At 73.1% G+C, this 25,958-nt stretch carries 22 protein-coding genes and 1 pseudogene; 11 read left to right on the top strand and 12 right to left on the bottom strand.

Features of this window, described 5'->3' with window-relative positions; translation table 11 throughout:
* Positions 1 to 8: 8 nt before the first annotated feature.
* Both ACFYO8_RS15650 and ACFYO8_RS15645 read right to left on the bottom strand, forming a co-directional pair.
* On the bottom strand, positions 9 to 881 hold the full coding sequence (locus ACFYO8_RS15650) for a transglycosylase SLT domain-containing protein (RefSeq protein WP_354872714.1): 873 nt from the start codon (positions 879 to 881) through the stop codon (positions 9 to 11).
* Between the two features lie 31 nt (positions 882 to 912).
* Positions 913 to 2,400 (bottom strand): DedA family protein, encoded by a 1,488-nt coding sequence (locus tag ACFYO8_RS15645; protein WP_354872716.1) that lies wholly within the window; start codon positions 2,398 to 2,400, stop codon positions 913 to 915.
* 131 nt (positions 2,401 to 2,531) lie between these two features.
* Here ACFYO8_RS15645 and typA point away from each other — a divergent pair, with 131 nt between their 5' ends.
* Complete coding sequence (gene typA, locus ACFYO8_RS15640; RefSeq protein WP_354872718.1) at positions 2,532 to 4,400, top strand: translational GTPase TypA; 1,869 nt, start codon at positions 2,532 to 2,534, stop codon at positions 4,398 to 4,400.
* A gap of 365 nt (positions 4,401 to 4,765) precedes the next feature.
* Here the strand turns inward: typA and ACFYO8_RS15635 are convergent, their stop codons facing one another.
* The gene (locus ACFYO8_RS15635) at positions 4,766 to 5,431 is read right to left on the bottom strand and encodes a class I SAM-dependent methyltransferase (RefSeq protein ID WP_354872721.1); all 666 of its coding nucleotides are present in this window, start codon (positions 5,429 to 5,431) and stop codon (positions 4,766 to 4,768) included.
* 73 nt (positions 5,432 to 5,504) lie between these two features.
* On the opposite strand from ACFYO8_RS15635, the gene ACFYO8_RS15630 reads away from it, so the two are divergent.
* Positions 5,505 to 6,374 carry a serine hydrolase gene (locus tag ACFYO8_RS15630; RefSeq protein WP_354872723.1) on the top strand — a complete coding sequence of 290 codons (870 nt, stop codon included), beginning with the start codon at positions 5,505 to 5,507 and terminating at the stop codon, positions 6,372 to 6,374.
* A 5-nt stretch (positions 6,375 to 6,379) separates the two neighbouring features.
* Here ACFYO8_RS15630 and ACFYO8_RS15625 read toward each other — a convergent pair whose 3' ends face one another.
* Entirely contained in the window at positions 6,380 to 7,177 is a 798-nt protein-coding gene (locus tag ACFYO8_RS15625) for a tyrosine-protein phosphatase (protein ID WP_354872726.1), read from the bottom strand.
* A 44-nt stretch (positions 7,178 to 7,221) separates the two neighbouring features.
* On the opposite strand from ACFYO8_RS15625, the gene ACFYO8_RS15620 reads away from it, so the two are divergent.
* Complete coding sequence (locus ACFYO8_RS15620) at positions 7,222 to 8,319, top strand: dipeptide epimerase (RefSeq protein ID WP_354872729.1); 1,098 nt, start codon at positions 7,222 to 7,224, stop codon at positions 8,317 to 8,319.
* Positions 8,320 to 8,418: 99 nt separating this feature from the next.
* Positions 8,419 to 9,393: an NlpC/P60 family protein gene (locus ACFYO8_RS15615; RefSeq protein ID WP_387257282.1), complete on the top strand. Its 975-nt coding sequence runs from the start codon at positions 8,419 to 8,421 to the stop codon at positions 9,391 to 9,393.
* A gap of 51 nt (positions 9,394 to 9,444) precedes the next feature.
* On the opposite strand, the gene ACFYO8_RS15610 is transcribed toward ACFYO8_RS15615, so the two are convergent.
* Positions 9,445 to 10,443, bottom strand: coding sequence for a TerC family protein (locus ACFYO8_RS15610; protein ID WP_354872839.1), 999 nt, complete (start codon positions 10,441 to 10,443; stop codon positions 9,445 to 9,447).
* Between the two features lie 393 nt (positions 10,444 to 10,836).
* On the opposite strand from ACFYO8_RS15610, the gene ACFYO8_RS15605 reads away from it, so the two are divergent.
* Entirely contained in the window at positions 10,837 to 11,130 is a 294-nt protein-coding gene (locus ACFYO8_RS15605) for an antibiotic biosynthesis monooxygenase (protein ID WP_013287496.1), read from the top strand.
* Between the two features lie 167 nt (positions 11,131 to 11,297).
* Here ACFYO8_RS15605 and ACFYO8_RS15600 read toward each other — a convergent pair whose 3' ends face one another.
* From ACFYO8_RS15600 to uvrB, 4 genes are all read right to left on the bottom strand, one after another.
* The gene (locus ACFYO8_RS15600) at positions 11,298 to 12,191 is read right to left on the bottom strand and encodes a DUF5753 domain-containing protein (RefSeq protein ID WP_354872733.1); all 894 of its coding nucleotides are present in this window, start codon (positions 12,189 to 12,191) and stop codon (positions 11,298 to 11,300) included.
* Positions 12,192 to 12,294: 103 nt separating this feature from the next.
* Positions 12,295 to 12,663, bottom strand: coding sequence for a VOC family protein (locus ACFYO8_RS15595; RefSeq protein ID WP_354872735.1), 369 nt, complete (start codon positions 12,661 to 12,663; stop codon positions 12,295 to 12,297).
* Positions 12,664 to 12,688: 25 nt separating this feature from the next.
* Positions 12,689 to 13,525, bottom strand: a complete 837-nt coding sequence (locus ACFYO8_RS15590; protein ID WP_354872738.1) for an AraC family transcriptional regulator — start codon at positions 13,523 to 13,525, stop codon at positions 12,689 to 12,691.
* A gap of 25 nt (positions 13,526 to 13,550) precedes the next feature.
* Positions 13,551 to 15,656, bottom strand: coding sequence for an excinuclease ABC subunit UvrB (gene uvrB / locus ACFYO8_RS15585; protein ID WP_354872740.1), 2,106 nt, complete (start codon positions 15,654 to 15,656; stop codon positions 13,551 to 13,553).
* A gap of 385 nt (positions 15,657 to 16,041) precedes the next feature.
* Here uvrB and ACFYO8_RS15580 point away from each other — a divergent pair, with 385 nt between their 5' ends.
* Complete coding sequence (locus ACFYO8_RS15580; protein ID WP_387257281.1) at positions 16,042 to 17,553, top strand: hypothetical protein; 1,512 nt, start codon at positions 16,042 to 16,044, stop codon at positions 17,551 to 17,553.
* Positions 17,554 to 17,603: 50 nt separating this feature from the next.
* Here ACFYO8_RS15580 and coaE read toward each other — a convergent pair whose 3' ends face one another.
* Positions 17,604 to 18,782: a dephospho-CoA kinase gene (gene coaE / locus ACFYO8_RS15575; RefSeq protein WP_387257279.1), complete on the bottom strand. Its 1,179-nt coding sequence runs from the start codon at positions 18,780 to 18,782 to the stop codon at positions 17,604 to 17,606.
* A 160-nt stretch (positions 18,783 to 18,942) separates the two neighbouring features.
* A complete protein-coding gene (gene rpsA, locus ACFYO8_RS15570) occupies positions 18,943 to 20,478 on the bottom strand; it encodes a 30S ribosomal protein S1 (RefSeq protein WP_354872747.1) in 1,536 nt (511 codons plus the stop codon).
* Between the two features lie 312 nt (positions 20,479 to 20,790).
* Here rpsA and ACFYO8_RS15565 point away from each other — a divergent pair, with 312 nt between their 5' ends.
* The 5 genes and pseudogenes from ACFYO8_RS15565 to ACFYO8_RS15545 all read left to right on the top strand — a co-directional run bounded on the left by ACFYO8_RS15565 (position 20,791) and on the right by ACFYO8_RS15545 (position 23,126).
* Positions 20,791 to 21,594 (top strand): methyltransferase domain-containing protein, encoded by an 804-nt coding sequence (locus ACFYO8_RS15565; RefSeq protein ID WP_357707412.1) that lies wholly within the window; start codon positions 20,791 to 20,793, stop codon positions 21,592 to 21,594.
* Between the two features lie 170 nt (positions 21,595 to 21,764).
* The gene (locus ACFYO8_RS15560; protein WP_013287506.1) at positions 21,765 to 21,983 is read left to right on the top strand and encodes a DUF2945 domain-containing protein; all 219 of its coding nucleotides are present in this window, start codon (positions 21,765 to 21,767) and stop codon (positions 21,981 to 21,983) included.
* Positions 21,970 to 22,314 (top strand): annotated as a pseudogene (locus tag ACFYO8_RS15555) (DUF3140 domain-containing protein); the annotation flags it as partial. The gene ACFYO8_RS15560 and the pseudogene ACFYO8_RS15555, both read left to right, overlap by 14 nt.
* Positions 22,314 to 22,703 (top strand): MerR family transcriptional regulator, encoded by a 390-nt coding sequence (locus ACFYO8_RS15550; protein ID WP_354872753.1) that lies wholly within the window; start codon positions 22,314 to 22,316, stop codon positions 22,701 to 22,703. The pseudogene ACFYO8_RS15555 and the gene ACFYO8_RS15550, both read left to right, overlap by 1 nt.
* A 255-nt stretch (positions 22,704 to 22,958) precedes the next feature.
* Complete coding sequence (locus tag ACFYO8_RS15545) at positions 22,959 to 23,126, top strand: hypothetical protein (protein ID WP_354872756.1); 168 nt, start codon at positions 22,959 to 22,961, stop codon at positions 23,124 to 23,126.
* An 81-nt stretch (positions 23,127 to 23,207) separates the two neighbouring features.
* On the opposite strand, the gene polA is transcribed toward ACFYO8_RS15545, so the two are convergent.
* The gene (gene polA, locus ACFYO8_RS15540) at positions 23,208 to 25,907 is read right to left on the bottom strand and encodes a DNA polymerase I (protein WP_355015105.1); all 2,700 of its coding nucleotides are present in this window, start codon (positions 25,905 to 25,907) and stop codon (positions 23,208 to 23,210) included.
* Positions 25,908 to 25,958: the final 51 nt, after the last annotated feature.

Below are 25,958 nucleotides of genomic sequence, written 5' to 3'. Positions count from 1 at the left end.
GCTCGCGCCTAGAAGCTCAGACACTCGCACTCGGTCATCAGCGCCCGCACGTTGCGCACGTACTGCGGGTTGGGGACGGCCAGCGGCTGATCCTCCCGCGCCACCGCCCCGTGTCCGTAGTTGTAGGCGGCGATCACGGCGTTGAGCAGGCAGGAGTTCAGCTCGGCGGTGCACAGCGAGGCGTCCAGCCGGTAGTCGGACTCGAAGTACATGTCGCCGATGTACTTGGTGAGCCAGGCCAGGTAGGTGCCGCCCAGGTAGGCGTTGTCCCGGTAGGCGTCGATGTCGTACGACTGGCCGAACCGCTGGTTCATCCACTCCGCCGTGGCCGGCATGACCTGCATCAGCCCGACCCCGCCGTCACAGGCGACGATGTTCGACTGCCACCCGCTCTCCTGCCAGGCGGTGGCCTTCAACAGCGCCGACGGGATGCGGATGTCCGGCGCCGAGGTCGGCCAGTAGGTGCGCGCCGCAGCGTCGGCGAGCGCGGCCTTCACCTGGCTCTGGCTGGCCTTGGTGCCCCGGTAGCTCGGCTTGCAGCCGTTCTCCACCGGCTTCGGCGGCGCCGGCGGAACCTGGGTCTCGGTCGGCGGCTTCGGCCGGGCGAGCGGCGCCGTCGACGTGCGTGACGGCTTGGCCCGCGGCTTCGCGCTCGCCGACGCGCTCGGGCTGGGCCGGCCGCCCATCGCCGCCACCGCCGGTGGCTCCTCACTCGGCGCGTCGGCCGGCGCCTCCTGCGGCTCGTCGACCGGCGCCGCCGTGCTGGGCACCGCCACGGCGACCTCACGGACCGGCCGTTCCTCCTCGCCGCAGGCCGTCAGCATGCCCGTCGCCAGCAGCGCCACCGCTGCCACAGCCCACCGGCCGAGTCCTCGCCGCATCGGACCTCCCCGTCGTCCTCGTCGGCGCACCCTAACAAGGGCCGGCCGGTCCGCGTGGTACCCGAGACGCCGGCCGGCGCCGCCGGGGCCGGGGCGGCGGCTCCGCCACCACCGCCTCGCCCGGGTCCGCGTCGGCGGGCCGCTCCTCCCGGTCCGCGCCGGCCGGCGGCTCGTCCGGGTCCGTCAGGCGGTCCCGGGTCGCCCACGCCACCACGAACACGGTGGTCCAGGCGAGGCCCAGCAGGACCGCGGTGACGGTGCCGCTGGCCGTGCTGAAGCCCAGGTAGAGCCGCGCGCCGGTGACAGTGACCACGCCCGCCGACGCGACCGTCCACACCGCCGCGCCCACCGGCCAGCGGGCACCACGCGACAGCAGCCAGGCGAGTGTGCCGAAGCTCGCCGTCACCACCGCGTTCTGCGTCGGGAACAGGCCACCGGGACGGTCCGGGCCACCCGGGCCGGTCAGGTCCGCGATCACCACGAGCAACACCAGCGGCACGGCGGCGCCGACCGTGCCCAGCACCCCGAGCGGGTCGGCCCGCCACACCCGTCCGCGCCGCGCGGCCACCGCGGCCACCACCGCCACCGCGGCGATCAGCACCCAGCCACGCAGCACCGACACCGCGAGCAACGCCGTGTCGACCACCCCAGGGGTACGCCGGGCGGCGAACCCGTCGGCGACCAGCCCGTCGAGCACACCCAGCCCGCTGTGCGCGACGACCGCCTCCAGCAGCACCGCCACGGCCAGCCCGGCGACGAACAGCAGCGCCAGCCCCAGCGCCAGGTTGATCAGCAGCGTCCAGGCCGGGCCGACCCGCATGGCCACCAGGAAGAACAGCACCCCGTACCGGGCCCGCAGCCAGCGCAGCGGCGGCAGCGCGGCGGCCCGCCCCGCCAGCGCGCGTACCGGGTCCGGGTTGCGCCCCAGCCAGCGGCCGGCCAGCACCACGGCGAGCAGGCACAGCAGCAGCGCCAGCACCGCCCCGGTGGCCCGGCCGAGCAGCTTCGACACCCGCTCGTACGACTCACCGGCCAGGTAACCGGCCAGCACCGAGGCGCCGACCCAGCTCGCCACCCCGGCCAGGTTCCACGGCGCGAACCGCCGGTACGGCATCCCGGCCGACCCGGCCAGCCGGGGCGCCAGCGTGCGGGCGAACGCGATCCAGCGGGCGGCGAGCACGCCCCGGCCGCCGAGGCGCTCCAGCAGCGAGTCGGCCCGCCGCCACCGGTGCGCGCCGATCCGGGCGCCCACGCCGGAGGCGCGCAGACGCGGCCCGTACCGGCGGCCCGCCCGCCACGCGAGTGTGTCTCCGATCACAGCGGCGGCGGTCATCGCCACGAGCACGGGAGCGAGGCGCAGCGTCCCCGCGTACGCTAGGAAGCCGACCAGAAGCAGGGTCGCCTCGCCGGGCATCAGCAGCCCGACGATCACCGCGGTCTCCGCCGCGACGATCGCCGCGGCGGCCACGTAGATCAGCAGGGGCGGCAGCTCCTGCAGCCAGGTCAGCAGGTCAGGCATCGGACACCCCGCACGGGTGCCAGCATGCCAGTCGCTGGAACGGTCGGCACAGCACTTTCCACGCAGATCCGGGCGATCTCGGGGTGACCCCGAGGCATGCCCCGGCAACCGCAGACAGGAGTATGGAGGGTATGCAGCTACGCACCGACCTCCGCAACGTCGCCATCATCGCCCACGTCGACCACGGCAAGACGACCCTGGTCGACGCCATGTTGCGGCAGGCCGGCGCCTACGGCGCCCGCGGCGAGAACACCGAGCGCGTCATGGACTCGATGGACCTCGAACGGGAAAAGGGCATCACCATCCTCGCCAAGAACACCGGCGTGCGCTACCTGCCGGCGGACGGGTCCGACCCGGTCACCATCAACATCATCGACACCCCCGGCCACGCCGACTTCGGCGGTGAGGTCGAGCGGGGCCTGACCATGGTCGACGGCGTGGTGCTGCTGGTCGACGCCAGCGAGGGTCCTCTGCCGCAGACCCGGTTCGTGCTTCGCAAGGCGCTCAAGGCCCGGATGCCGATCATCCTGGTGATCAACAAGGTGGACCGGCCGGACGCCCGGATCAAGGAGGTCGTGGACGACACCTACGAGCTCTTCCTCGACCTGGACGCCGACGAGGAGCAGATCGACTTCCCGATCGTCTACGCCTGCGCCCGCGACGGCATCGCCTCGCTCACCCAGCCCGCCGACGGCTCGGTGCCGGACGACAGCACCAGCCTGGAGCCGCTGTTCCGCACCCTGCTGGACACCATCCCGCCGCCCTCCTATGACGAGGACGCGCCGTTGCAGGCGCACGTCACCAACCTCGACGCCTCGCCGTTCCTGGGTCGGTTGGCGCTGTGCCGGGTGCGGCAGGGCACGATCGCCAAGGGCCAGACGGTGGCCTGGTGCCGCACCGACGGCAACACCCAGCGGGTCCGCATCTCCGAGATGCTGATGACCGAGGGCATGGAGCGCAAGCCGGCCGACTCGGCCGGGCCGGGCGACATCATCGCGGTCGCCGGCATCCCGGAGATCATGATCGGCGAGACGCTCGCCGACGCCGAGAACCCGGTTCCGCTGCCGCTGATCACGGTGGACGAGCCGGCCATCTCGATGACCATCGGCACCAACACCTCGCCGCTGGTCGGCCGGGTCAAGGGCGCCAAGGTCACCGCCCGGATGGTCAAGGACCGGCTCGACAAGGAGCTGGTCGGCAACGTCTCGCTGCGGGTGCTGCCCACCGAGCGTCCGGACGCCTGGGAGGTGCAGGGCCGCGGTGAGCTGGCCCTGGCCATCCTGGTCGAGCAGATGCGCCGCGAGTCCTACGAGCTGACCGTCGGCAAGCCGCAGGTGGTCACCAAGGAGATCGACGGCAAGACCTGCGAGCCGGTCGAGCGGCTGACCATCGACGCGCCGGAGGAGTACCTCGGCGCGATCACCCAGCTGCTGGCGACCCGCAAGGGCCGGATGGAGCAGCTGGTCAACCACGGCACCGGCTGGATCCGGATGGAGTGGCTGGTCCCGGCGCGCGGCCTGATCGGCTTCCGCACCGAGTTCCTCACCGACACCCGGGGCACCGGCATCCTGCACCACGTCTTCGAGTCGTACGAGCCGTGGTTCGGCGAGCTGCGCACCCGCAACAACGGGTCCCTGGTCGCCGACCGGTCCGGCGTGGTCACCCCGTTCGCGATGATCAACCTTCAGGAGCGTGGCCAGCTCTTCGTCGAGCCGACCACCGAGGTGTACGAGGGCATGATCGTCGGGGAGAACTCCCGCTCCGACGACATGGACGTCAACATCACCAAGGAGAAGAAGCTCACCAACATGCGGGCCTCGACCTCCGACGAGACCGAGAAGCTGATTCCGCCACGCAAGCTGTCGCTGGAGCAGGCGCTCGAGTTCTGCCGCGAGGACGAGTGCGTCGAGGTCACCCCGGTCGCGGTGCGCATCCGCAAGGTGGTGCTGGACCAGACCCAGCGGGGCCGGATGGCCGCCCGCCGCAAGCACGCCGGCTGACCTCTCCCGCCCACCCGGAGCCCGGCCCGCCCCTCGGCGGACCGGGCTCCGCCGTCTCCGCCCTGCCCTGCCCTGCCCTGCCCTGTTGATCATGAGGTTGGCGGCGATTTCGATCTCCACAACCGCCGCCAGCCTCATGATCGACGGGGAAGCGCGGAACGGGAAGTCGACGGGTGGGCGGAGACGGGTCCGGGGCGGTCTCCGCAGACGGCGTGGAAGCGGCAGACGGGCGTGAGGGCGGCCGACGGGTGAGCGGACGCGGCAGCGGGACGAGCGCAGCCGACAGCGGTGGGAGCGGACGCGGCAACGGTGCGAGCGCGGGCGCAGGCATCTGCGCGAGGCCGGAGGATGACGGGAACGAGGCGTCAGCGGGGTTTGGTGGCGGCGATCGCCAGGGCGTCGGGCACGGGGCCGGAGCCGGACTCGACCACCCGCGTCACCACCAGGCCGGCCGCGGCCACGGCGTTGAGCAGGTCGGCCAGGGGCAGGTGCCAGGCGCCGACACGCGCCCGCACTCCCACCGAGTTCCACGACCGCAGCGTGTGCTCCCGTGAGGCGTACCCGCCGTCGATCACGATCCGCTCCGGCTCGGACCGGTCGGCGAACGCGCCGACGTAACACGGGTGCACCCCGACGTGCACCAACCGCCCGCCGGGTGCCAGCACCCGCGCCGCCTCGGCGATCGCCGCCGGATAGTCCGGCATGTCGGTGTGCGCCAGCACGCAGACCACCGCCGATACGGCACCGGTGGCCAGCGGCAACGCCGTGGCGTCGGCCCGGGCCACCGGCAGCCGGGACCGGGCGTGGCGCAGTTGCCCGCCGGACAGGTCCACGCCCACCGGCGTCCATCCGAGACGGCGCAGCTCGGCCGCGTGCGCGCCGGTGCCGCAGCACAGGTCCACACAGCGACCCGGGCCGTCGCCCAGCAGGCCGGCCAGCACCGAGCGGACCCGGTCCATGTAGACCGACGAGGTCTCGCTGGCGTACTCCTCGTACCAGTCGGCGATGTCGTCGTACAACGGGGTCGTCATCTCCGCACGCTAGCCCCGCACCCACGGTCACCGCTGCCCCGCGAGCGCCGGGATGATCGGCTACGGTGCGGGCATGACCTGGCAGGACGAACTCGACGCGCACCTGGACGAGGTGCCCGGAACCGTCTCCGCGTACGTGGGCCGCCCCGGCGCGCGGCAGGCGTGGGCGCGGCGGGCCGACACCACCCACTACGCGGCGAGCACCATGAAGCTGGCAGTGCTGGTGGCGCTGTTCCGGGCCGCCGAGGCCGGTCGGCTCGACCTGGACGCGCCGGTGCCGGTACGCAACTCGTTCGAATCCGCGCTGCCCGGGGCGCCCCGGTTCGCCAACGCCCGCGACTACGACAACGACGAGGCGGTCTGGGAGCGCGTCGGCGGCGAGGCGCCGCTGCGCTGGCTCGCCGAGCGGATGATCGTCCGGTCCAGCAACCTGGCCACGAACGTCTGCATCGGCCAGGTCGGGCTGCCCGCCGTGGCGCAGGCGTGGGCGCTGGCCGGCGCGCGGCACAGCGTCACCGGCCGCGGCATCGAGGACTTCGCCGCCCGCGACTCCGGCGCCGACAACCTGGTCACCGCTGCCGACCTGGCCGCCCTGCTCGGCGAGCTGGCGCTCGGCGCGACCCGGCCGGGTCCGCTCGCCTCGCCGGCCGGCTGCGCCACCATGCTCGACGTGCTCGTCGCGCAGGAACACCGCGAGGACCTGGCCGCCGGGCTGCCCGACGACACCCGCATCGCGCACAAGAACGGCTGGGTGCGCGGCGTGCGCCACGGCGCGGGCGTGGTGTTCCCGGACGACGCGCCGCCGTACACGATCGTCGTCTGCACCACCACCGACCTGGCCGACGGCGGCGCGGACGGAGACGAAGCCTCAGACGACGCCTGCCGGCTGATCGCGCACGTCTCCGCGCGGGTCTGGGCCGTCCGGCACGACCTGGCCGGCTGACCCGGCTACTCCAGCAGCCGCTCGCGCAGCGCCGCGCGGTGCGCGTCGGTCACCCCCAGACCGTCGCGCAGGTACGCGTCGAACGAGCCGTGCGCGCGGCGCACCTCGTCGTAGGCGGCGTCCAGGTATTCCGGGCGCACCTCCAGCAGCGGCCGGGCCACCGCCGGGTCCAGGTCCGGCCGGCGCTGGATCATCGCCGACAGCAGTACCTCGCGCAGGCTCTCGGTCAGCTCGTTGTGCACCAGGTAGTCGGCGCGGATCGCCTCCTCCTGCACCCCCAGCACGGTCAGCAGCACCACCGACAGCCAGCCGGTGCGGTCCTTGCCGGCCGAGCAGTGGAACAGCAGCGGCAGGTTCGTCCCGTCGGCGGCCAGCCGCACGGCCGCCCCGAACCCGGCCCGCGCCGACTCCCCGGTGACGAACCAGCGGTAGATCGCCGTCATCGCGCCCGGCATGCCCTCGCGGGCCAGCGCCGCGTACGCGTCCAGGTCGTGGCCCTGCAACACCGCCGAGACGTACGTGAACACGGGGTGCGCCGCGTCGTAGACCGGCAGGTGCACGCTGCGGGGCTCCCCCACCAGCCGGTCCGGCGGGGCCACCGCCTGCTCGTGGGCGCCGCGCAGGTCCACCACGCAGGCCGGGCCGAGCTTGCCCAGCACCGGCAGGTCCTCGTCGGTGAGCCGGCCCAGCGCGGGCGTGCGGATGAGCCGCCCCGCGCGTACCCGACGCCCATCGACCGTCGGCAGTCCACCCAGGTCACGCGCGTTCGGCGCGCCCACCAGCTCCCATTCCCGCCCGGACATCGGCCCTCCCCTGCTCGCCGCCAGTTGGCTATAGGGTGCCCCACATGACGATCGCCGCGGTACGCACCCACCGCCTGTCGGCCCCCTTACATACCCCGTTCGTCACCGCCCTGCGCCACACCACCACTGTGGAAACGCTGGTCGTGGAGGTTGTCGACGGCGACGGCCGCCCGGGTTTCGGGGAGGCGCCGCAGGTCTGGCAGGTCACCGGCGCGTCGGTGGCGGGCGCCGAGGCGTGCGTCCGCGAACTGCTCGCGCCGCTGCTGATCGGCCGCGACGCCGACGACCTCCAGGCGGCCTGCGCGCTGGTGCGCCGTGCCGTGGTGGGCAACGAGTCGGCGAAGGCGGCGCTCGACGTGGCGCTGCACGACCTGGCCGCGCGGCGGCTCGGCGTACCCCTGGTGCGTCTGCTCGGCGGCACGGCGATGCGCGTGCCGACCGACGTCACGCTCGCCGCCGGTGACGCGGTCGACCTGGCCGCGGCGGCGGCCCGGCGCGGCGCCGAGGGCTTCACCGTGCTCAAGCTCAAGGTCGGCACCGACGCCCGCGGCGACCTGGACCGGGTCCGCGCGGTGCGCGCCGCGGTAGGCCCGGGCGTGCGGATCCGGTTGGACGCCAACCAGGGCTGGACACCTCGGGAGGCGGTCCGGGTGATCCGCGCGATCGAGGACGCGGGACTCGACGTGGAGCTGATCGAGCAGCCGGTGCACCGTCGCGACCTGGACGGGCTGGCCTGGGTCAGCGACCGGGTCGACCTGCCGATCCTGGCCGACGAGTCCGTCTTCGACGTGCGTGACCTGGTCGAGGTGATCCGGCGCCGCGCGGCCGACATGGTCAACGTGAAGCTGGCCAAGTGCGGCGGCCTGCAACCGGCGCGCACGCTGCTCGACCTGGCCGCCGCGCACGGCATGGGGGCTATCGTCGGCTCGATGATGGAGGGTCCGGTGGGGGTCGGCGCCGCGGCCAGCCTGGTCGCCGCCTACGGCACCACGGCCGTGTCGGACCTCGACGCCGCCTGGTGGCTGGCCTGGTCGCCGGTCACCGGCGGCATCCGGTACGAGGACGCGAGCGTGCTGCTGCCCGACGCGCCGGGTCTGGGTATCACCGGACTGCGTGAAGCTAAAATTCAGACAGCTGGTTGAGCAACGTCAGAATTTTTCATATGGTCGCCTCGACGACCACCGGAGAGAGGGGTACGCGTGGCGCCTCAGCCCGGCCGGCGAGCCGTCGTACGAGTGCCGGTGGCGACCCTGTGGACCGCCCCCGAGGCGGTACGCCCGGTCGACCGTCCCGCCCTCGCCGGCTCCCCCGACGTCGCCGCCTGGATCGCCGGCATGGACCGCGACCAGCGCGTCGGCGACTGCGTGCTGACCCAGTTGCTGCTCGGCGAGCCGGTGCGTGTCACCGAGACCCGGCCGGACGGCTGGGCCCGGGTGGTGGCCCTGGGCCAGCCCGCGGCGAAACTCGGCGCCGACGGCTATCCGGGCTGGCTGCGGACCGCCCACCTGGCCGACGCCGACCCGGCCGACACCGACCCGGCCGACACCGACCCGGCCGACACCGACCCGGCCGGCCGCACCGCGTCCGGCACCGTTCCGGCCGGGCCGGCAGCGGCCGGGCCCGGACCGGCGGCCGACGGCCCGCTGACCGTCGACGCCGCCCGCACCGCGTTGCGTGCCGGGTCGGACGGCGACGCGGCGCTCACCGGCGTGGTCCTCGGCACCCGGCTCACGCCGGCCGGGCCGGCGGTGAACGGCAGGCGTCCGGTCCGCGTGCCCGGCCGGGCCGATCCGCTCTGGGCACCGGAGGACGATCTGGTGCCGCTGCCCGCCGAGCGTCCCGAGGCCGAGAAGGTGCTCGCTGTCGCCGAGCGGCTGCGCGACCTGGCCTACGTCTGGGGCGGCATGTCCACCGACGGCATCGACTGTTCCGGGCTGGTGCACCTGGCCTGGCGGCGGTACGGGATCACGCTGCCCCGCGACGCCGACGACCAGGCGGCGGCGACCTCATGGGTGCCGCTGGACGCCGAGCGCCCCGGCGACCTCTACTTCTTCGCCCGGCCCGGCCGGCGCATCCACCACGTCGGGATCGTGTCGGCCGAGCCGCACGGCGGCCGGCGCCGCATGCTGCACGCCTGCTACCTCACCCGCCGCGTGGTCGAGGAGGAGCTGCCCGCCGACCGGACCGCCACCCTCGTCGGCGCGCACCGCGTCTGATCCCGGACACGCTTCGGGGCGCCCCCTGCGCGGGAGCGCCCCGAAGGCGGGTCAGCGGCGGGCCTGCGCCAGTTCCCGGCGCCGGTCCCGCGACGACTTCGCCAGGCTGGCCACAGTGGCCACGGCCAGGGTGCCGAGGATGACCGTGAGCGAGAGCCAGATCGGGATGTGCGGGGCCCACGCCACGTGCTCGCCGCCGTTGATGAACGGCAGGTTGTTCTCGGCCAGCGCCTCCAGCATCAGCTTCACGCCGATGAAGCCGAGCACCACGGCCAGGCCGTAGCTGAGGTAGATGAGCCGGTCCAGCAGGCCGCCCAGCAGGAAGTAGAGCTGCCGCAGCCCCATCAGCGCGAACACGTTCGCGGTGAAGACCAGGTACGGCTCCTGGGTGATGCCGAAGATCGCCGGGATCGAGTCCAACGCGAAGATCAGATCGGTGGTGCCGATCGCGATCATCACGATGAGCATCGGGGTGAACAGGCGCCGCCCGTGCTCCCGGGTGGTCATCCGCGCCCCGTCGTAGTCCCGGGACAGCGGCAGCGCCTTGCGGCTCCACCGGATCAGCAGGTTCTCGCTGAACTCGTCCTCGTCCGGCTCGCCCTGCCGGGCCAGGTTCACCGCGGTGTAGATGAGGAACGCGCCGAAGATGTAGAAGACCCAGGAGAACTGGGAGATCAACGCCGCGCCGGCCGCGATGAAACCACCCCGCATGATCAGCGCCAGGATGATGCCGACGAGCAGCACCTTCTGCTGGTACTGCCGGGGCACCCCGAACCGGGCCATGATGATCACGAAGACGAAGAGGTTGTCCACCGAGAGGCTGTACTCGGTGAGCCAGCCCGTGTAGAACTCGCCGGCCACGCGGCCACCGGCGGTCAGCCAGAGCACCACGCCGAAGACCAGCGCCAGGCCGACGTAGAAGCCCACCCACAGGCTGGACTCGCGGACGCTCGGCTCGTGCGGCCGCCGGCCGATGATGAACAGGTCGACGAGCAGGACCGCGGTCATCGCGATCAGCGTTACCGCCCACACCAATGCGGACACGTTCAAATCCATCCTCCGGCAGACACGCTGCGTCGGTGCACACCGTACGCCGGGTGGGGTCGCGGGGTGCGTCGACGCTGACTGGGGTGACTGTCGGAGGTCTCTTCCGCCGGGGCCCGAGTGCCGGGTTCCGACCGACGGAGCCGGGTCGGGCGCCTGGGGGTACGGGCGCTCTTCCGTGCTGACGACTCCGTCGCGGGGGAATACTCCCCTCCTCGGCCGCCATTGTTCACCATCGCACCCGCATGGCGCATCTCCGGGCCGCCGCCTGATCTCCCGGGGTGCCGCGGCTCACGTCCCGCAGGGCATCCTAGGAGGCTAGCCCTCGCGCTTGCGTGCGGCACGCCGGCACGTCACCCGGGACGCGCCGGCGATCGGCCGGCATGGCAGGCTGCCAGCATGGTTCTTGAGGTTGCGCTCATCGATGTGACGCCCGGACACGAGGACGAGTTCGCCGCCGCCTACGCGCAGGCGCGGCCGATCCTCGCCGGAGCCGAAGGCTGCCGTTCCGTGCGGATGACCCGGGGCGTGGAGTCGCCCACCCGGTTCGTGCTGCTCGTGGAGTGGGACTCGGTCGAGGCCCACGACGTGAACTTCCGCCAGACCGAGCGGTTCGCGCAGTGGCGCGGGCTGATCGGTCCGCACTTCGCCGGACCGCCCCTGGTCGAGCACTTCATCGACGTTCCGGCCTGAACTGTCGTACCCCCGGCGTAGCCTGCGAGCTGCGCGGCCATCGATCCCGACGGGCCTCGGGGGCGCCGGGCCCGGTGGCCGCGCCCGCCCACGGGCCGCGCGGCGCACGGTCGCTCGTGCGGACCACCACTACTCGCGCGGACCACCACTACTCGTGCGGACCACCACTACTTGTGCGGGTCGCGCGGCCGGGGCACCGACGCCGCGCCGAGCCGCCGGGCCACCAGCTCGGCGGAGGCGTCCGGCGGCAGCGCCGCCGCCAGCAGCCGCTCGATGACCCGCTCGTAGTGGGTCACGTCCGCCTCGGCGACCAGCCGCAGGTCGGTGGTGAGCGTCTCCACCAGCACGGTGCGCGGGTCCTCCGGGTCGGGGTAGGCGTAGTAGGAGAACGGCGCCAGCGGGTGCGGCCCGTCGCCGCCCGACGCCGCGGACCGCAGCACCCGGACGCTGACCCGGGGCCGCTCGGCGAGCGCGAGCAGGTGCCGCATCTGGTCGCGCCACACGTCCGCGGGTAGGCCGTCCGGGTCGCAGACGCGCTCGTCGACGAGCGCGGTGTAGTGCGGCGGGTCCGGCCGGATCAACAGCTCCTGGCGTGCCACCCGGGCGCGCACGTCGGCCTCCACGTCCACCTCCCCGGTCAGCGCCGCGCCGGCCGACACCCGCAACCGGGCGTAGGCCGGCGTCTGGAGCAGCCCCGGCACGAGCACGCACTGGTACTCCACGATGCGCTCCGCGCCCGCCTCCAGCTCGGCGTACGCCCGCTGACGCTCCCCCATCTCGCCGAGCGCCTTGGACCAGCCCCGGCCGGTGGCGGCGTCGCGGGCGATGACGATCAGCTCGTCGCGCTGCGGTGACGGCACCGCGTAGACGTCGAGCAGGTCGAGCACGTCGGCCAGGTCGGGCCGGCTCTGCCCCAGCTCGATCCGGGACAGCTTCGACGTGGACGCCCAGCCCAGCCGGGCGCAGACCTGTTCGAGCGTGAGCGACTCGCGACGGCGCAGCCGGCGCAGCTCCACACCGAGCCTCGCCCTCCGGACCACAGGACTTGCTGACAACGGCATGCACGCCTCCCGGGAGGGAGCGTACGCATCACCGTCACGCTCGGCAATACCTCCCCCACAGAGCGCAATGGCGCGGATCGCGTGTTCAGGGGCGGCAGGTAGTTCAGGGGCGGTAGGTACCGAACGACCAGACCAGCCCGGCCACGTCGCGGGCGGCGTAGTCACGGGAGCCGTAGTCGGTGTCGAACGGCGCCCGGACGATTTCCGCCCCGGCCGCCCGGGCGCGCTCGTGGTGCGCGTCCACGTCGTCGAGCGCCACGTAGACGCGGTAGTCGTCGTCCGCGGGCCGGGGCTGCGGCGCCGGCCCCGGGCCGAGCATCACCAGGTCGTCGCCGTACGCCAGCTCGGCGTGGCCGGTCGTGCCGTCGGGTAGCTCGTGGGCCTCGCGCACGGTGAAGCCGAACGCGGAACAGAGGAAGTCGACTGCGGCTCGCACGTCGGGATACCGCAGGACCGGATAGATGCTTCGCATGGCGGTCAGTCTGCCGCCCGCCCGGTCAGGCCGGATTGGACGAATGCGATCCGGACGTGGTGAGCGCGGCCGGGGTGACGCCGGCGAACTCGCGGAACTCCCGGATCAGGTGCGACTGGTCGTAGTAGCCCCAGCGGGCCGCCCGCTCCGCCCACCCGGCGTCGTCCGGCACGGCGACCGGCGCGGTGAGCAGGGTGCGGCCCAGGCTCGCGTACGCCCGCTCGAAACGCAGCAGCCGGCCGACCGCCTTCGGCGGCAGGCCGAACTCCCGCCGGAACCGGACCGACAGGTGGCGCCGGGACCAGCCCAGCTCACCGGCGAGCGCGGCCACGCCGACCGCTCCCCCGCTGCCCTCCAGTCGCCGCCACGCCGCCAGCAGGTGCGGGTCCACCGGCGCGGTCACCACCAGCCGCGCGGTCAGGGCGGCGTCGAGCCGGGCGAAGCGCTCCGGCCAGCCCGGCTCGCCGGCCAGCTCGTCGCGCAGCCGGACCAGCCAGCCCGCCACCGCGTCGACCGGCACCGCCCGGTTGGCCAGCTCGGCCAGCGGCAGCCCGAGCAGGCGGCGGGCCGCCGGGGCGGTCAGCAGCACCTGCACCCCGGTGCCGGTCCCGGCCGTCCGGGTGACGCACCAGCCGTCGAACGGGCCGGCCAGGAAGGCGTTCGCGGCGGACGCGCTCCGGCCGGCGGCACGCGGGTCGGTCACGTCGAGGGGGTCACCCCAGCCGAGGATCAGCACCACGAACGCGCCCGCCACCTCCCGGCGCACCAGCGGGACGGGCGCGTCCTCGCGGTAGCCGAGGTAGCTGCCCACCCACTGACGCAGCCGCGGATCGGGCCGCCCGACGACGGCCTCGGTCAGCATCGCGCCGCCCCGGCCGCCGCGCCGGTCACCGGACCCCTGCGGCGTCCATCCCGCGCAGTTCCTTCTTGAGGTCGGCGACCTCGTCACGGATGCGCGCGGCCAGCTCGAACTGCAGCTCCCGCGCGGCAGCGAGCATCTGGTCGTTGAGTTCCTGGATGAGGTTGGCCAGGTCGGCCCGGGCCATCCCCTCCCGCGACGGGGTGGCCGCGGCGCCCCGGCGGCTGCGCGTCTCCTTGACCGGCGCCTTGCCCCGGGACAACTGCCGCACGGCACCGCCGACGTTGCTGTTCTCGGTGTCCTCCGCCTCGCGGTAGATGTCGTCGAGGATGTCGTGGATCTTCTTGCGCAGCGGCTCCGGGCGGATGCCGTTCGCCTCGTTGTGCGCGATCTGCTTGGCCCGGCGCCGGTTGGTCTCGTCGATCGCGTTCGCCATCGACGGCGTGATCTTGTCGGCGTACATGTGAACCTGGCCGGAGACGTTACGGGCCGCGCGGCCGATGGTCTGGATCAGCGACCGGCCGCTGCGCAGGAAACCCTCCTTGTCGGCGTCGAGGATCGCCACCAGCGACACCTCGGGCAGGTCGAGACCCTCCCGGAGCAGGTTGATGCCCACCAGCACGTCGTAGTCACCCTTACGCAGCTCGCTCAACAGCTCGACGCGGCGCAGCGTGTCGACCTCGGAGTGCAGGTAGCGCACCCGGATGCCGTTCTCCAGCAGATAGTCGGAGAGGTCCTCGGCCATCTTCTTGGTCAGCGTGGTGACCAGCACCCGCTCGTCCCGCTCGGTGCGCAGCTTGATCTCGTGCATGAGGTCGTCGATCTGCCCCTTGGTGGGCTTGACCACCACCTCGGGGTCGATCAGGCCGGTCGGCCGGATCACCTGCTCGACGAACTCGCCCTGCGCCTTCTCCAGCTCCCACGGGCCGGGGGTGGCGGAGAGGAAGACCATCTGGCCCACCCGCTCCAGGAACTCGTCGAAGCGCAGCGGCCGGTTGTCGGCGGCGCTGGGCAGCCGGAAGCCGTGGTCGATCAGCATCCGCTTGCGGGAGGCGTCGCCCTCGTACATACCGCCGATCTGCGGGATGGTCACGTGCGACTCGTCGACCACGGTGAGGAAGTCGTCGGGGAAGTAGTCCAGCAGGCAGTGCGGCGGGCTGCCGGGCAGCCGGCCGTCCATGTGCATCGAGTAGTTCTCGATGCCGGAGCAGAAGCCCACCTGCCGCATCATCTCGATGTCGTACGTGGTGCGCATGCGCAGCCGCTGCGCCTCCAGCAGCTTGCCCTGCCGCTCCAACTCGGCCAGCCGCTCGGCCAGCTCGGCCTCGATGTCGCGGATGGCCCGCTCCATGCGCTCCGGGCCGGCCGCGTAGTGCGTGGCCGGGAAGATCACCAGGCTGTCGACCTCACGGACCACGTCACCGGTCAGCGGGTTGAGGTAGTAGAGCTTCTCGATCTCGTCACCGAACAGCTCGATCCGGACCGCCAGTTCCTCGTACGCCGGGATGATCTCCAGCGTGTCGCCGCGGACCCGGAACGTGCCGCGCTGGAAGGCCATGTCGTTGCGCGTGTACTGGATGTCGACCAGCCGCCGCAGCAACTGGTCGCGGTCCAGCTCCTGCCCGACCTTCACCCGCACGGCCCGGTCGAGGTATTCCTCCGGTGTGCCGAGCCCGTAGATCGCCGAGACGGTGGCCACCACGATGACGTCCCGCCGGGTGAGCAGCGACATGGTGGCCGAGTGCCGCAGCCGTTCCACCTCCTCGTTGATCGAGGAGTCCTTCTCGATGTAGGTGTCGGTCTGCGGGATGTACGCCTCGGGCTGGTAGTAGTCGTAGTACGAGACGAAGTATTCGACAGCGTTGCGCGGCAGCAGCTCGCCGAACTCCTTCGCGAGCTGGGCGGCGAGCGTCTTGTTGGGGGCGAGCACCAGGGTCGGCCGCTGGAGCCGCTCGACCAGCCACGCCGTGGTGGCGCTCTTGCCCGTGCCGGTCGCGCCGAGCAGCACCGTGTTGCGGTCGCCGCGCCGCACGCGACGCTCAAGCTCGTCGATGGCAGCCGGCTGGTCACCGGCCGGCTGGAAATCACTGACGACCTGGAAGCGGCCGTCGAGCCGGGGAATGTCGAGCGCCATGACCTCAACGGTACGCCCGGGGTCCGACACTTCCGGCCACGACCACTTACCGTCCCTGATCGGCTTCGATATTCGCATTGTGTGGCGCATCTCACCGGTCTACCCTCGTACCGTAGGCCGCTCGCGGCGGCCGACCGGGCACGGTGATCGCCCCTCGCGGGGCCGGTCGCCCCCGGCGCCAGGGCCGCAGCACCCGGGACGACCGGCGTGCGCGCCGACGGTGGTCGCGCGCAGCGCTGACCGGCCGCCGCGAGCGCCCCTGCTCGTCACCGAAACCCCGCTCTCGCGTTCTCCACTCGTGGGGACCTCTCCCGATCGCCGGCCGCGACGCGAGCCCGACGCCGGCACGCCCCCGCCCGCCGGCGAGCCGGGTCACCGGCGCGGCGTGAGCCGCCTCCACCGGTCGGCCGCGCGTGGCGACGGCGACCAGGCCGTACCCCGGGAGCCGGGGCGCGGCCACCGCCGCGCCCGCACCAGCACACCGGCCCGGCCCGCCACCGTGGCCGGCCGGCGCCGCCGGGCCGGCCTGCTCGCCGGCCACCACCCCGCGCTCACCACCCGGCCGGCGGGTGAGGCGGAACTGGACGGCGCCGACGACCCGCCGGACGGGCCGGACCGGCGCCGGATCGCGCTCGCGGCGCTCGTGGCCGTGGCCGCGATCTCCGCCGTGACGCTCGTCGCCGGCCTGCCGGCCTGGATGCCCGACCGGGCCGGCGAGGCCGGAGCCGAACGCCCGCTCACCGCCGCCGAGGCCGACCGGGTGGCCGCGCTGCGGGTCACCAACCTGCGCGACGTACGCGCCGGCGTCCGGATCACAGTGGACGCGGACGCCGCCCGTACCGAGCTGGCCGGCTGGGTCGACTGGGCCCGTCCCCTGGTCTACCTGGACGTCGGCGGCCCGGGCGCGGGCGCCGACCGGGGCCTGGTGCAGGCCATCGCGTCCGCGCTGCTGGTTCGGCCCGGCCCCGCCGCGCTTCCCACCCCGGCCCGGCCCCCGCTGGTGCCACCGGCGGACCGGTGGCGGATGCGCGATCCGGCCGGCGGGCACGGCCTCGGCGCGGTACGCGACCTGCTGCTCGGGCTCGGGGCCGACCGGGTCGACAGGCCCGTCCTCGGCGGGCGGTGGCTGCGCCGCGAGCAGGTCGACGGAGTCCCGGTGGACGTGTTCCAGGCGCCCCTGGCCCCGCTCGGCGAGCGGTCGACGCTGTGGGTGGACGCGGACGCCCGGCTGCACCGGCTCACCGGCCGGCTGGCCGACGGCACACCCGTCACCGTCGACCTGATCCGTGCCGACCGGCCCGCCCTGCGCCCGGTGGACGCCCTCGGTGGCCGGCCCGGGCAGCCCAGGGCACTCACCGACGACGAGGCCGCCCGGCTGGCCGCGCTGCCCGCCCGGCTACGGGCACTGCGCGGCACGTCGGTGGACGTGGCCGCTCCGCTCAGCCCGTCCGCCGACCTGCGGGCCGCCGGCACGGTGGACTGGACGAGCCCGTCGGCGTACCTCGTCGTGGTCGAGGAGGGCAGCGGCCGGCGTACCCTGCGGTGGGCCCGGCCGGGCCGGGTGGCCGAGGCGCCGCGCTCCCCCGGTGGGCCCGCGGCGCTTCCGACGCCGATGCCGGCCGCGCTGCTCGCCGCCCCCGCGCGACCGCCCGGCGATGACCTGGACCGGCTGCTCGACGCGGCCCTGCGGGTGGCCCAGTACGCGCCCGGCGCCACCGTCCGGGTCCGGGAGGACCGGCTGGGCGACCGGACGGTCGACGTGTTCGCGCTGCCGGACAACCGCCGCCTGTGGCTGGACCGCGGCGGCCTGCCGCGCCGGATGGAACTGCGCACCCGGCGGGGTGTGTGGATCCAGCTCGACCTCACGCCGGGCAGCGGCGGATCGCCGGCCCGCTGAGCCGGCGCGGCTCCACGGCCCGCCGAGCCGGCGCGCTCGGGACGGCTCGGTCAGGGCCGCCAGCCGGTCTGCGCCGCCCACTGCTCGGCGCGCAGGTGCTCCTCGTCGAACCAGGGATCGGCCACCGTGCCCCACGCGGCGCGCTCCGGCGCGGCCGCCGCCAGCTCCCGCTTCACCTGGAGGTAGTCGGCCCGCCGCGCCGGGTCGGCGCGCAGGTGCTCGCGCATGAGCAGCGCGTACCGCCAGCCGGGCGAACCGGCCTCCCGCAGGTGCAGGCGCACCGGCCGACCCGGGTCCGCGCCGCCGTGCAGCCGCTTGGCCCAGCGCACCTCCTCCGGCTGACGCGGCGTGTCCCACCACTCGCCCGGCAGCCGCGGGAAACCCGCCTCGGCCAGTCGCTGCGCCAGCGGCCCGTCCGCCTCCGCCAGCGAGGACACCGTCACCTGGATGTCGATCACGTCCGGGGCGGCGATGCCCGGCACGGCCGTGGAGCCGACGTGGTCGACCCGGATGTCGCCGCCGGCCGCGTGGCGGATCCGGGCGGCCAGCCGGGAGTACTGCGCGGGCCAGGTCGGGTCCGGCCCGGCCGGCGCCGCCGGGTCGGGCTGGACGGCGCGGCGCTCGCGGACGTTGCGCTCGTAGGGCAGCAGGCGATCCCGCCAGAGGGCGTCGACCGCGGCGTGCAGCTCGGCGAGCGTGCCGTCGTTGGTGAGCAGCACGTCGGCGACCGCGCGGCGGGTGGCGTCGTCGGCCTGCGCGGCGATGCGCCGCTCGGCCTCCGCCGGGGCCATGCCCCGGTCGCGGGTCAGCCGGGCCATCCGGGTCGGCACGGCCGTCTGCACCACGACCACCAGGTGGTACGTCGGCGCCAGTCCCACCTCGACCAGGAGCGGTACGTCGTTCACCACTATCGCGTCGGCGGGGGCGGCGGCGACCAGTTCGGCGCTGCGCGCGCGTACCCGGGGGTGGGTGATCCCTTCGAGCCTGCGGCGGGCGACCTCGTCGCCGAAGACCAGCGCGCCGAGTGCGGCCCGGTCCAGCGTCCCGTCGGCGGCCAGCACCTTGCCGGAGAAGGCGGCGACCACCTCGGCCAGCCCGTCGGTGCCGGGCGCGACGACCTCGCGGGCGATGCGGTCCGAGTCGACGATCACCGCGCCCAGCGTGGCGAGCCGCCTCGCCACAGCGCTCTTTCCCGATCCGATTCCGCCGGTCAGCCCCACTTTCAGCACCCGGACAGTCAACCGGATCGCCGTCCGCATGCCAAACCCGCCCGGCGTACGACGAGGGCCCCGCCCCCGGCGCTCCGCTGGTGCGGAACGCGGGGACGGGGCCCGTCGTCAGAGGCAGTCGCCGGTTCGTCCGGTGGGACGACCAGGCGTCAGCGTCCGGTCACTTGCCGCCGGCGAGCTTCTCCCGCAGCGCGGCGAGCGCCTCGTCGGTGGCCAGCGTGCCGGCCGGCTCCTCGGCCTGACGGCTCGGGGCCGAGGTCGAGGTCGAGGTCGAGGTCGTGCCGGTGGTGACCGGAGCCGGGTTGGCGGCGGCCTCGGCGTCGGCGGCGCGGGAGGTCTGCACCTGCTTGGTGTGGGCCTCCCAGCGCTGACGCGCCTCGGCGTACTGCTGCTCCCAGGTCTCGCGCTGCTTGTCGTAGCCCTCGAGCCACTCGCCCGTCTCCGGGTCGAAGCCCTCGGGGTAGATGTAGTTGCCCTCGTTGTCGTACGTGGCAGCCATGCCGTAGAGGGTCGGGTCGAAGTGCTCCTCGCCCTCGACGAAGCCCTCGTTGGCCTGCTTGAGCGACAGCGAGATCCGGCGGCGCTCCAGGTCGATGTCGATGACCTTGACCATGACCTCGGAGCCGACCTGCACGACCTGCTCCGGGATCTCCACGTGGCGCTCGGCCAGCTCGGAGATGTGGACCAGGCCCTCGATGCCGTCGTCCACCCGGACGAACGCGCCGAACGGCACCAGCTTGGTGACCTTACCCGGCACGATCTGCTGGATCGCGTGGGTGCGGGCGAACTGACGCCACGGGTCCTCCTGCGTCGCCTTCAGCGACAGCGAGACCCGCTCGCGGTCCAGGTCGACGTCCAGGACCTCGACCTCGACCTCCTGGCCCACCTCGACGACCTCGGACGGGTGGTCGATGTGCTTCCAGGACAGCTCGGAGACGTGCACGAGGCCGTCCACGCCGCCCAGGTCGACGAACGCGCCGAAGTTGACGATCGAGGAGACGACGCCCTTGCGGACCTGCCCCTTCTGGAGCTTGTTGAGGAACTCGGTGCGCACCTCGGACTGCGTCTGCTCCAGCCAGGCCCGGCGGGACAGGACCACGTTGTTGCGGTTCTTGTCCAGCTCGATGATCTTGGCTTCGAGTTCGCGGCCGACGTACGGCTGCAGGTCACGCACACGCCGCATCTCCACCAGCGACGCGGGCAGGAAGCCGCGCAGGCCGATGTCGAGGATGAGACCACCCTTGACGACCTCGATGACCGAGCCGCGGACGACGCCGTCCTCGTCCTTGATCTTCTCGATCGTGCCCCAGGCCCGCTCGTACTGCGCCCGCTTCTTGGAGAGGATCAGCCGACCCTCCTTGTCCTCCTTCTGGAGGACGAGGGCCTCGATGTGGTCACCCACCGAGACGACCTCGGCCGGGTCCACGTCGTGCTTGATCGACAACTCCCGAGAGGGGATGACACCCTCGGTCTTGTAGCCGATGTCGAGCAGGACCTCGTCCCGATCGACCTTGACGACGGTGCCTTCGACAATGTCGCCGTCGTTGAAGTACTTGATGGTCTCGTCGATCGCGGCGAGGAAAGCTTCCTCAGAGCCGAGGTCGTCGTGGGTGACCTTGTTGGCGCTCGAGGTGGCCTCGATGCTGCTCGTCATGTGGGCGGTTGCTCCGGTCGGATGGGTTGTCACAGCGGGCATGGGTGTCGCGGTGACTCTTCCGCGCCAACGGATCCGTCGCCGGGCACACCGAACGATCGACGCGAGAAGATCATTAGTGGCTCCGGTGACCGCGCACCTGCTCCCTGCCGAGGCACACGATCCGCGAGCGCATCGTCTAGCCTACCCGCTGCATTACCACAGCGTGCAAGCCCTCCCGGGTACGCGCGAACTCATCCCCTGCGAAAGCGGAGATTTTGCTCGGTAAGGTGCCATCGCCGTCTCGTCCGTCACATCCGCCCCAGCCGCCACCCCACCGCACCGCGTCCCCGCCGCCGGACCTAGCGTGAACCCGTGGACGACGACAGGGTGACCCACCGACGGGTCGACGCCGGGGAGATCCGCCGCGCCAACCGCGGCTGGTGGGACACCGACGCCGACACGTACCAGGCCGAGCACGGCGCGTTCCTCGGCGAGGTCGACTTCGTCTGGTGCCCGGAAGGGCTGCGCGAGGCCGAGGCCCGGCTGCTCGGCGACGTGGCCGGCCGGCGGATCCTCGAACTCGGCGCCGGGGCGGCCGCCGCCGCCCGCTGGCTCGCCGCCCAGGGCGCCCGGCCGGTCGCGCTCGACCTGTCCGCCGGCATGTTGCGGCACGCCGCCGAGGCCGCCGGACGCACCGGGGTACGCGTGCCGCTCGTGCAGGCCGACGCGCTCGCGCTGCCCTTCGCCGACGCCGCGTTCGACACGGTCTGCACCGCGTTCGGCGCGATCCCGTTCGTGGACGAGTCGGCGGCGGCGATGCGTGAGGTGGCAAGGGTGCTGCGGCCCGGCGGCCGGTGGGTCTTCTCGGTCACCCACCCGATGCGCTGGATCTTCCTGGACGACCCGGGCGAGGGCGGGCTGACCGCGGTGCACTCGTACTTCGACCGTTCGCCGTACGTCGAGCAGGACCAGGCCGGCGTGGCCACGTACGTCGAGCAGCACCGCACCCTGGGCGACCGGATCCGGGAACTGGTCGGGGCGGGCTTCCACCTGCTGGACCTGGTGGAACCGGAGTGGCCGGCCGGCCACGAGGGAATCTGGGGCCAGTGGAGCCCGCTGCGCGGCCGCCTGTTCCCCGGCACCGCGATCTTCGTGGCCGAGAAGCCGGCGGACTGAGCTGGAGGATCGCTCACCCTGCCGGACGCCCCCCGGCGTCGAACTCGCAGCCAGAGGCTCAGCAGCGAGGTGATCGAGCTGGCCGAGCCCTTCGCGATCAAGCTGCCGATCGCGGAGATCCGGCCCTGACGACGCCGTTACTCGGTATCCACCGCGGGTAACCGCGCGGCATGGCCGAGAACGAGTTCCGCGCCGGCGACCACGTCTCCTGGGCCAGCCACAGCGGCCGGGCGTACGGCGTCGTCAAGGAGAAGCTGACCGAGCGCACCCACGTACGCGGGCACACGGTGAACGCCTCCCCGGAGCAGCCGCAGTACCGGATCACCAACGACGACTCGGGCCGCGACGTCGCCCACCGCCCGGAGGTGCTGCGTCATGAGTCGCGATGAGGACCCGCAGCAGACGTACCGGGAGTTCACCGACGCGGTGAACATGAAGCCGGGTGAGCTGACCCGCTGGCTGGAGACCGCGGAGTCCAAGCACGTCGGCTGGCACAAGAAGGGCACGCAGGGTGGCGAATCGGTCGGGCACGACTCCGGCCGGCGCATCGTCGACCTGCTGCGCCGCAAGCGCGCCGACCTGACCGCCGCCGACTACAAGCACATGCGCAAGGTGATCGGGTACGTCCACCGGCACCTGGCGCAGCGGCCGTCCGGCGACGTCCGGGACACCAGGTGGCGCTGGTCGCTGATGAACTGGGGGCACGACCCGCTCAAGGGTTGAGCCGGCCGGTCCGCTCGCCGCGTGCACTGCGGCACTACGAGGAACACGGGCTCATCGCCTCGGCCCGGGCGGCGAACGGCTACCGCGAGTACGACGCCGGGGTCGTCACCCGGGTCCGCAACATCCGTCACCTGCTCGACGCCGGGCTGACGCTGGACGACGTGCGGGTCTTCCTGCCCTGCCTGGACGGGGACGTGGCGTCGGCGCCGCCGTCTCCGGCCGGGCTGCGGGTCTGCCGGGACCGTCTGGCCGTGCTGGACGCCCGGATCGCGGCTCAGACGGCCGTCCGGGACCGCTTGGGCGCCACCCTCCAGGCCGCCACCCCACCCTCCGCGCCTCTGCTCTCCCCGCCGCCCTCGTCCCCGCCGCCGCCCCGCTCGCGGTGATCAAGGAGTTCGTGTCACGCCCGGGCCCGTTCGGGGACGCCAACTCCTTGATCACCGCCGGTGAGCTCCGGGGGGACGTGCGGGACGCCAGGTGGCGCTGGCCGGCGGCCGGGAGCCGCAACGGCTCAGTCAGACGTTCCGAATCCCACATCCATCACCGACCATTTCGGCAACTGGCAGGGCACCGAGGACACCTGGCCGACCGCCACTCTGGGACCCGTCTTCCTCCACTCGATTCCCCCGACGGTTATGCAGGTGACCTTCACCCAGACGGTGCCGGTGCCGCCGGTGCAGGTCGCGTGTCCGGCGCCGTTCAAGCTCCAGGCGCTGCACCCGGTCGGGGCCGCCTGCGCGGCCGTGGCGGGCGTGAGGGCCGCCACGGCGGCCAACAAACCGGCTGCCGCCACCCGGCTCACCATCTGACGTACGCCCATCGCCGCCACCTCTTAGAAGTCGATGAATATAGACAACTATAAGGATGGCGACGGGCGCGGGCAAGAACGACTAGTGGTCGGCGCTGTTCCAGTCGCGGCCCTCGCCCACCGACACCTCCAGCGGCACCGACAGCGGGTACGCCTCGCCCATCTCCTTGCGCACCAACGCCTCCAGCGCCTCCCGCTCGCCCGGCGCGACCTCGAAGACCAGCTCGTCGTGCACCTGCAACAGCATCCGGGAGCGCAGCCCGGCGTCGCGCAGCGCGCTGTCGACGTGCAGCATGGCGACCTTGATGATGTCGGCCGCCGAACCCTGGATCGGGGCGTTGAGCGCCATCCGCTCGGCCATCTCCCGGCGCTGCCGGTTGTCGCTGACCAGGTCGGGCAGGTAGCGGCGACGGCCCAGGATGGTGGAGGTGTAGCCGTCCTGGCGGGCGCGGGCCACCACCTCCTGGAGGTAGTCGCGGACCCCGCCGAACCCGGCGAAGTAGTTCTCCATCAGCCCGCGCGCCTCCTCGGCGCTGATGCCGAGCTGCTGGGACAGGCCGAACGCGCTGAGCCCGTACGCCAGGCCGTAGTTCATCGCCTTGATCTTGCGGCGCTGGTCGGCGGTCACGTCGCCGACCTCGACCGTGAAGACCGAGGACGCGGTGGCGGCGTGGAAGTCGTGCCCGGAGTTGAACGCCTCGATCAGCGCGTCGTCCGAGGACAGGTGCGCCATGATCCGCATCTCGATCTGGCTGTAGTCGGCGGTGAGCAGGCACTCGTAACCCTCGCCGACCACGAACGCACGCCGGATCCGGCGCCCCTCCTCGGTGCGGATCGGGATGTTCTGCAGGTTCGGCTCGGTGGAGGACAGCCGCCCGGTCGCCGCCACCGTCTGGTTGAACGTGGTGTGGATCCGGCCGTCGTCGGAGACCGACTTGAGCAGACCGTCGACTGTCGACTTGAGCTTGGCGACGTCGCGGTGGCGCAGCAGGTGGTGCAGCAGCGGGTGCTCGGTCTGGGCGTAGAGCCACTGCAGCGCGTCGGCGTCGGTGGTGTAGCCGGTCTTGATCTTCTTGGTCTTGGGCAGGCCCAGCTCGGTGAAGAGGATCTCCTGCAACTGCTTCGGCGACCCCAGGTTGAACTCGCGGCCGACCACCTCGTAGGCGCCCTGGGCGGCGGCCTTCACCTCGGCGGCGAAGTGCGCCTCCAGCTCGGAGAGGTAGTCGGTGTCGGCGGCGATGCCGGTGCGCTCCATGGTGGCGAGCACCCGCATCAGCGGCAGCTCCACGCCGGCCATCAGCCGGGCCGACTGCTCGCCGTCGCGGGACAGCTCGGCGTCGATCGCGTCGGCCAGGTCGAGCGTGGCGCGGGCCTGGAGCATGAGGTTCTGCTCGGCCACGCTCTCGTCGCCGAGCCCGTCGAGGGTGAGCTGACCGGTTTCCGGCGCGTCGACGCGCAGCTCCCGGTGCAGGTAGCGCAGGGCCAGGTCGGTGAGGTCGTAGGAGCGCTGGTCGGGGCGGGCCAGGTAGGCGGCGATCTGGGTGTCGCGGGCGATGCCCTGCAGCTCCCAGCCGTGCGCGGCGAACGCCAGCACCGCCGGTTTGCTGTCGTGCAGCACCTTCGGGCGCTCGGCGTCGGCGAGCCACCCGGCCAGCGCGGCCTCGTCACCGGCGCCCAGGGCGCTCGGGTCGAACCAGGCGCCCGCGCCGGCGGCGGTGGCCAGCGCCATCGCGGTCACCGTGGCGGTGTGCCGGCGGTTGGGGCCGGTGTCGAGCGTGACCGCCAGGCCCACCGGGGCGCCCGCCGGGGCGTGCGTGTCGAGCCAGCCGACGAGCGCGCCCGGCTCGGTGAGCACCTCGCCGGCCAGATCGAAGCCCGCCTCGGCCTCCGGCTCGACAGCCTCCAGGTATTGGTAGAGCCGGTCGCGCAGGATGCGGAACTGGAGCGTGTCGAAGACCTGGTGCACGGCTTCGCGGTCCCAGCCCTGCCAGCGGGCGTCCTCGGGGCGGACCGGCAGCTCAAGGTCGGAGACCAGGCAGTTGATCTCGTAGTTGCGGATCACGTCGGCCAGCCGCTCGCGCAGGCTGTCGCCGGCCTTGCCCTTGATCTCGTCGGCGCGGGCCACCACGCCCTCGACGCCGCCGTACAGGTTGATCCACTTGGCCGCGGTCTTCGGGCCGACACCCGGTACGCCCGGCAGGTTGTCGCTGGTCTCGCCGACCAGCGCGGCCAGGTCGCGGTAGCGGTCCGGGGTGACGCCGTACTTCGCCTCGACCGCGGCCGGATCCATCCGGGCCAGGTCGGAGACGCCCTTACGCGGGTAGAGCACAGTGACCCGCTCGCCGACGAGCTGGAACGCGTCCCGGTCGCCGGTGGTGATCAGCACGTCCATGCCCTGATCGCGGGCCTGGAAGGCGAGCGTGGCGATGACGTCGTCGGCCTCGTAGCCCTCCCGCTCGACCACCGGCACCCGCAGCGCGGCGAGGACCTCCTTGACCAGGCTGACCTGGCCCTTGAAGTCGGTGGGGGTCTCGCTGCGGCCGGCCTTGTACTCGGCGTACTTGTCCGTGCGGAAGGAGCGGCGGGAGACGTCGAACGCCACCACGATGTGCGTCGGCTGCTCGTCGCGCAGCACGTTGATCAGCATGGAGGTGAAGCCGTAGACGGCGTTTGTCGGCTGCCCCGTGGTGGTGGAGAAGTTCTCCACAGGCAGGGCGAAGAAAGCCCGGTATGCCAGGGAGTGTCCGTCGACGAGGAGCAGGCGCGGCGTCGTAGCTGTCACGGCAGCGACTCTAGTCCGTACGCCCGACAACTCCGGCCTCCGGTGCGGCGC

The sequence above is a fragment of the Micromonospora sp. NPDC005257 genome, assembly GCF_042872445.1.
In the GTDB taxonomy this organism is placed as follows: domain Bacteria; phylum Actinomycetota; class Actinomycetes; order Mycobacteriales; family Micromonosporaceae; genus Micromonospora.
This window is presented reverse-complemented; position numbering and strand designations above follow the sequence as displayed.

What these genes read in the sequence shown, in the direction of transcription:
- ACFYO8_RS15650 (WP_354872714.1), bottom strand. Translation starts at nt 881, where the DNA reads ATGCGGCGAGGACTCGGCCGGTGGGCTGTGGCAGCGGTGGCGCTGCTG.
- ACFYO8_RS15645 (WP_354872716.1), bottom strand. Translation starts at nt 2,400, where the DNA reads ATGCCTGACCTGCTGACCTGGCTGCAGGAGCTGCCGCCCCTGCTGATC.
- typA (WP_354872718.1), top strand. Translation starts at nt 2,532, where the DNA reads ATGCAGCTACGCACCGACCTCCGCAACGTCGCCATCATCGCCCACGTC.
- ACFYO8_RS15635 (WP_354872721.1), bottom strand. Translation starts at nt 5,431, where the DNA reads ATGACGACCCCGTTGTACGACGACATCGCCGACTGGTACGAGGAGTAC.
- ACFYO8_RS15630 (WP_354872723.1), top strand. Translation starts at nt 5,505, where the DNA reads ATGACCTGGCAGGACGAACTCGACGCGCACCTGGACGAGGTGCCCGGA.
- ACFYO8_RS15625 (WP_354872726.1), bottom strand. Translation starts at nt 7,177, where the DNA reads ATGTCCGGGCGGGAATGGGAGCTGGTGGGCGCGCCGAACGCGCGTGAC.
- ACFYO8_RS15620 (WP_354872729.1), top strand. Translation starts at nt 7,222, where the DNA reads ATGACGATCGCCGCGGTACGCACCCACCGCCTGTCGGCCCCCTTACAT.
- ACFYO8_RS15605 (WP_013287496.1), top strand. Translation starts at nt 10,837, where the DNA reads ATGGTTCTTGAGGTTGCGCTCATCGATGTGACGCCCGGACACGAGGAC.
- ACFYO8_RS15600 (WP_354872733.1), bottom strand. Translation starts at nt 12,191, where the DNA reads ATGCCGTTGTCAGCAAGTCCTGTGGTCCGGAGGGCGAGGCTCGGTGTG.
- ACFYO8_RS15595 (WP_354872735.1), bottom strand. Translation starts at nt 12,663, where the DNA reads ATGCGAAGCATCTATCCGGTCCTGCGGTATCCCGACGTGCGAGCCGCA.
- ACFYO8_RS15590 (WP_354872738.1), bottom strand. Translation starts at nt 13,525, where the DNA reads ATGCTGACCGAGGCCGTCGTCGGGCGGCCCGATCCGCGGCTGCGTCAG.
- uvrB (WP_354872740.1), bottom strand. Translation starts at nt 15,656, where the DNA reads ATGGCGCTCGACATTCCCCGGCTCGACGGCCGCTTCCAGGTCGTCAGT.
- rpsA (WP_354872747.1), bottom strand. Translation starts at nt 20,478, where the DNA reads ATGCCCGCTGTGACAACCCATCCGACCGGAGCAACCGCCCACATGACG.
- ACFYO8_RS15560 (WP_013287506.1), top strand. Translation starts at nt 21,765, where the DNA reads ATGGCCGAGAACGAGTTCCGCGCCGGCGACCACGTCTCCTGGGCCAGC.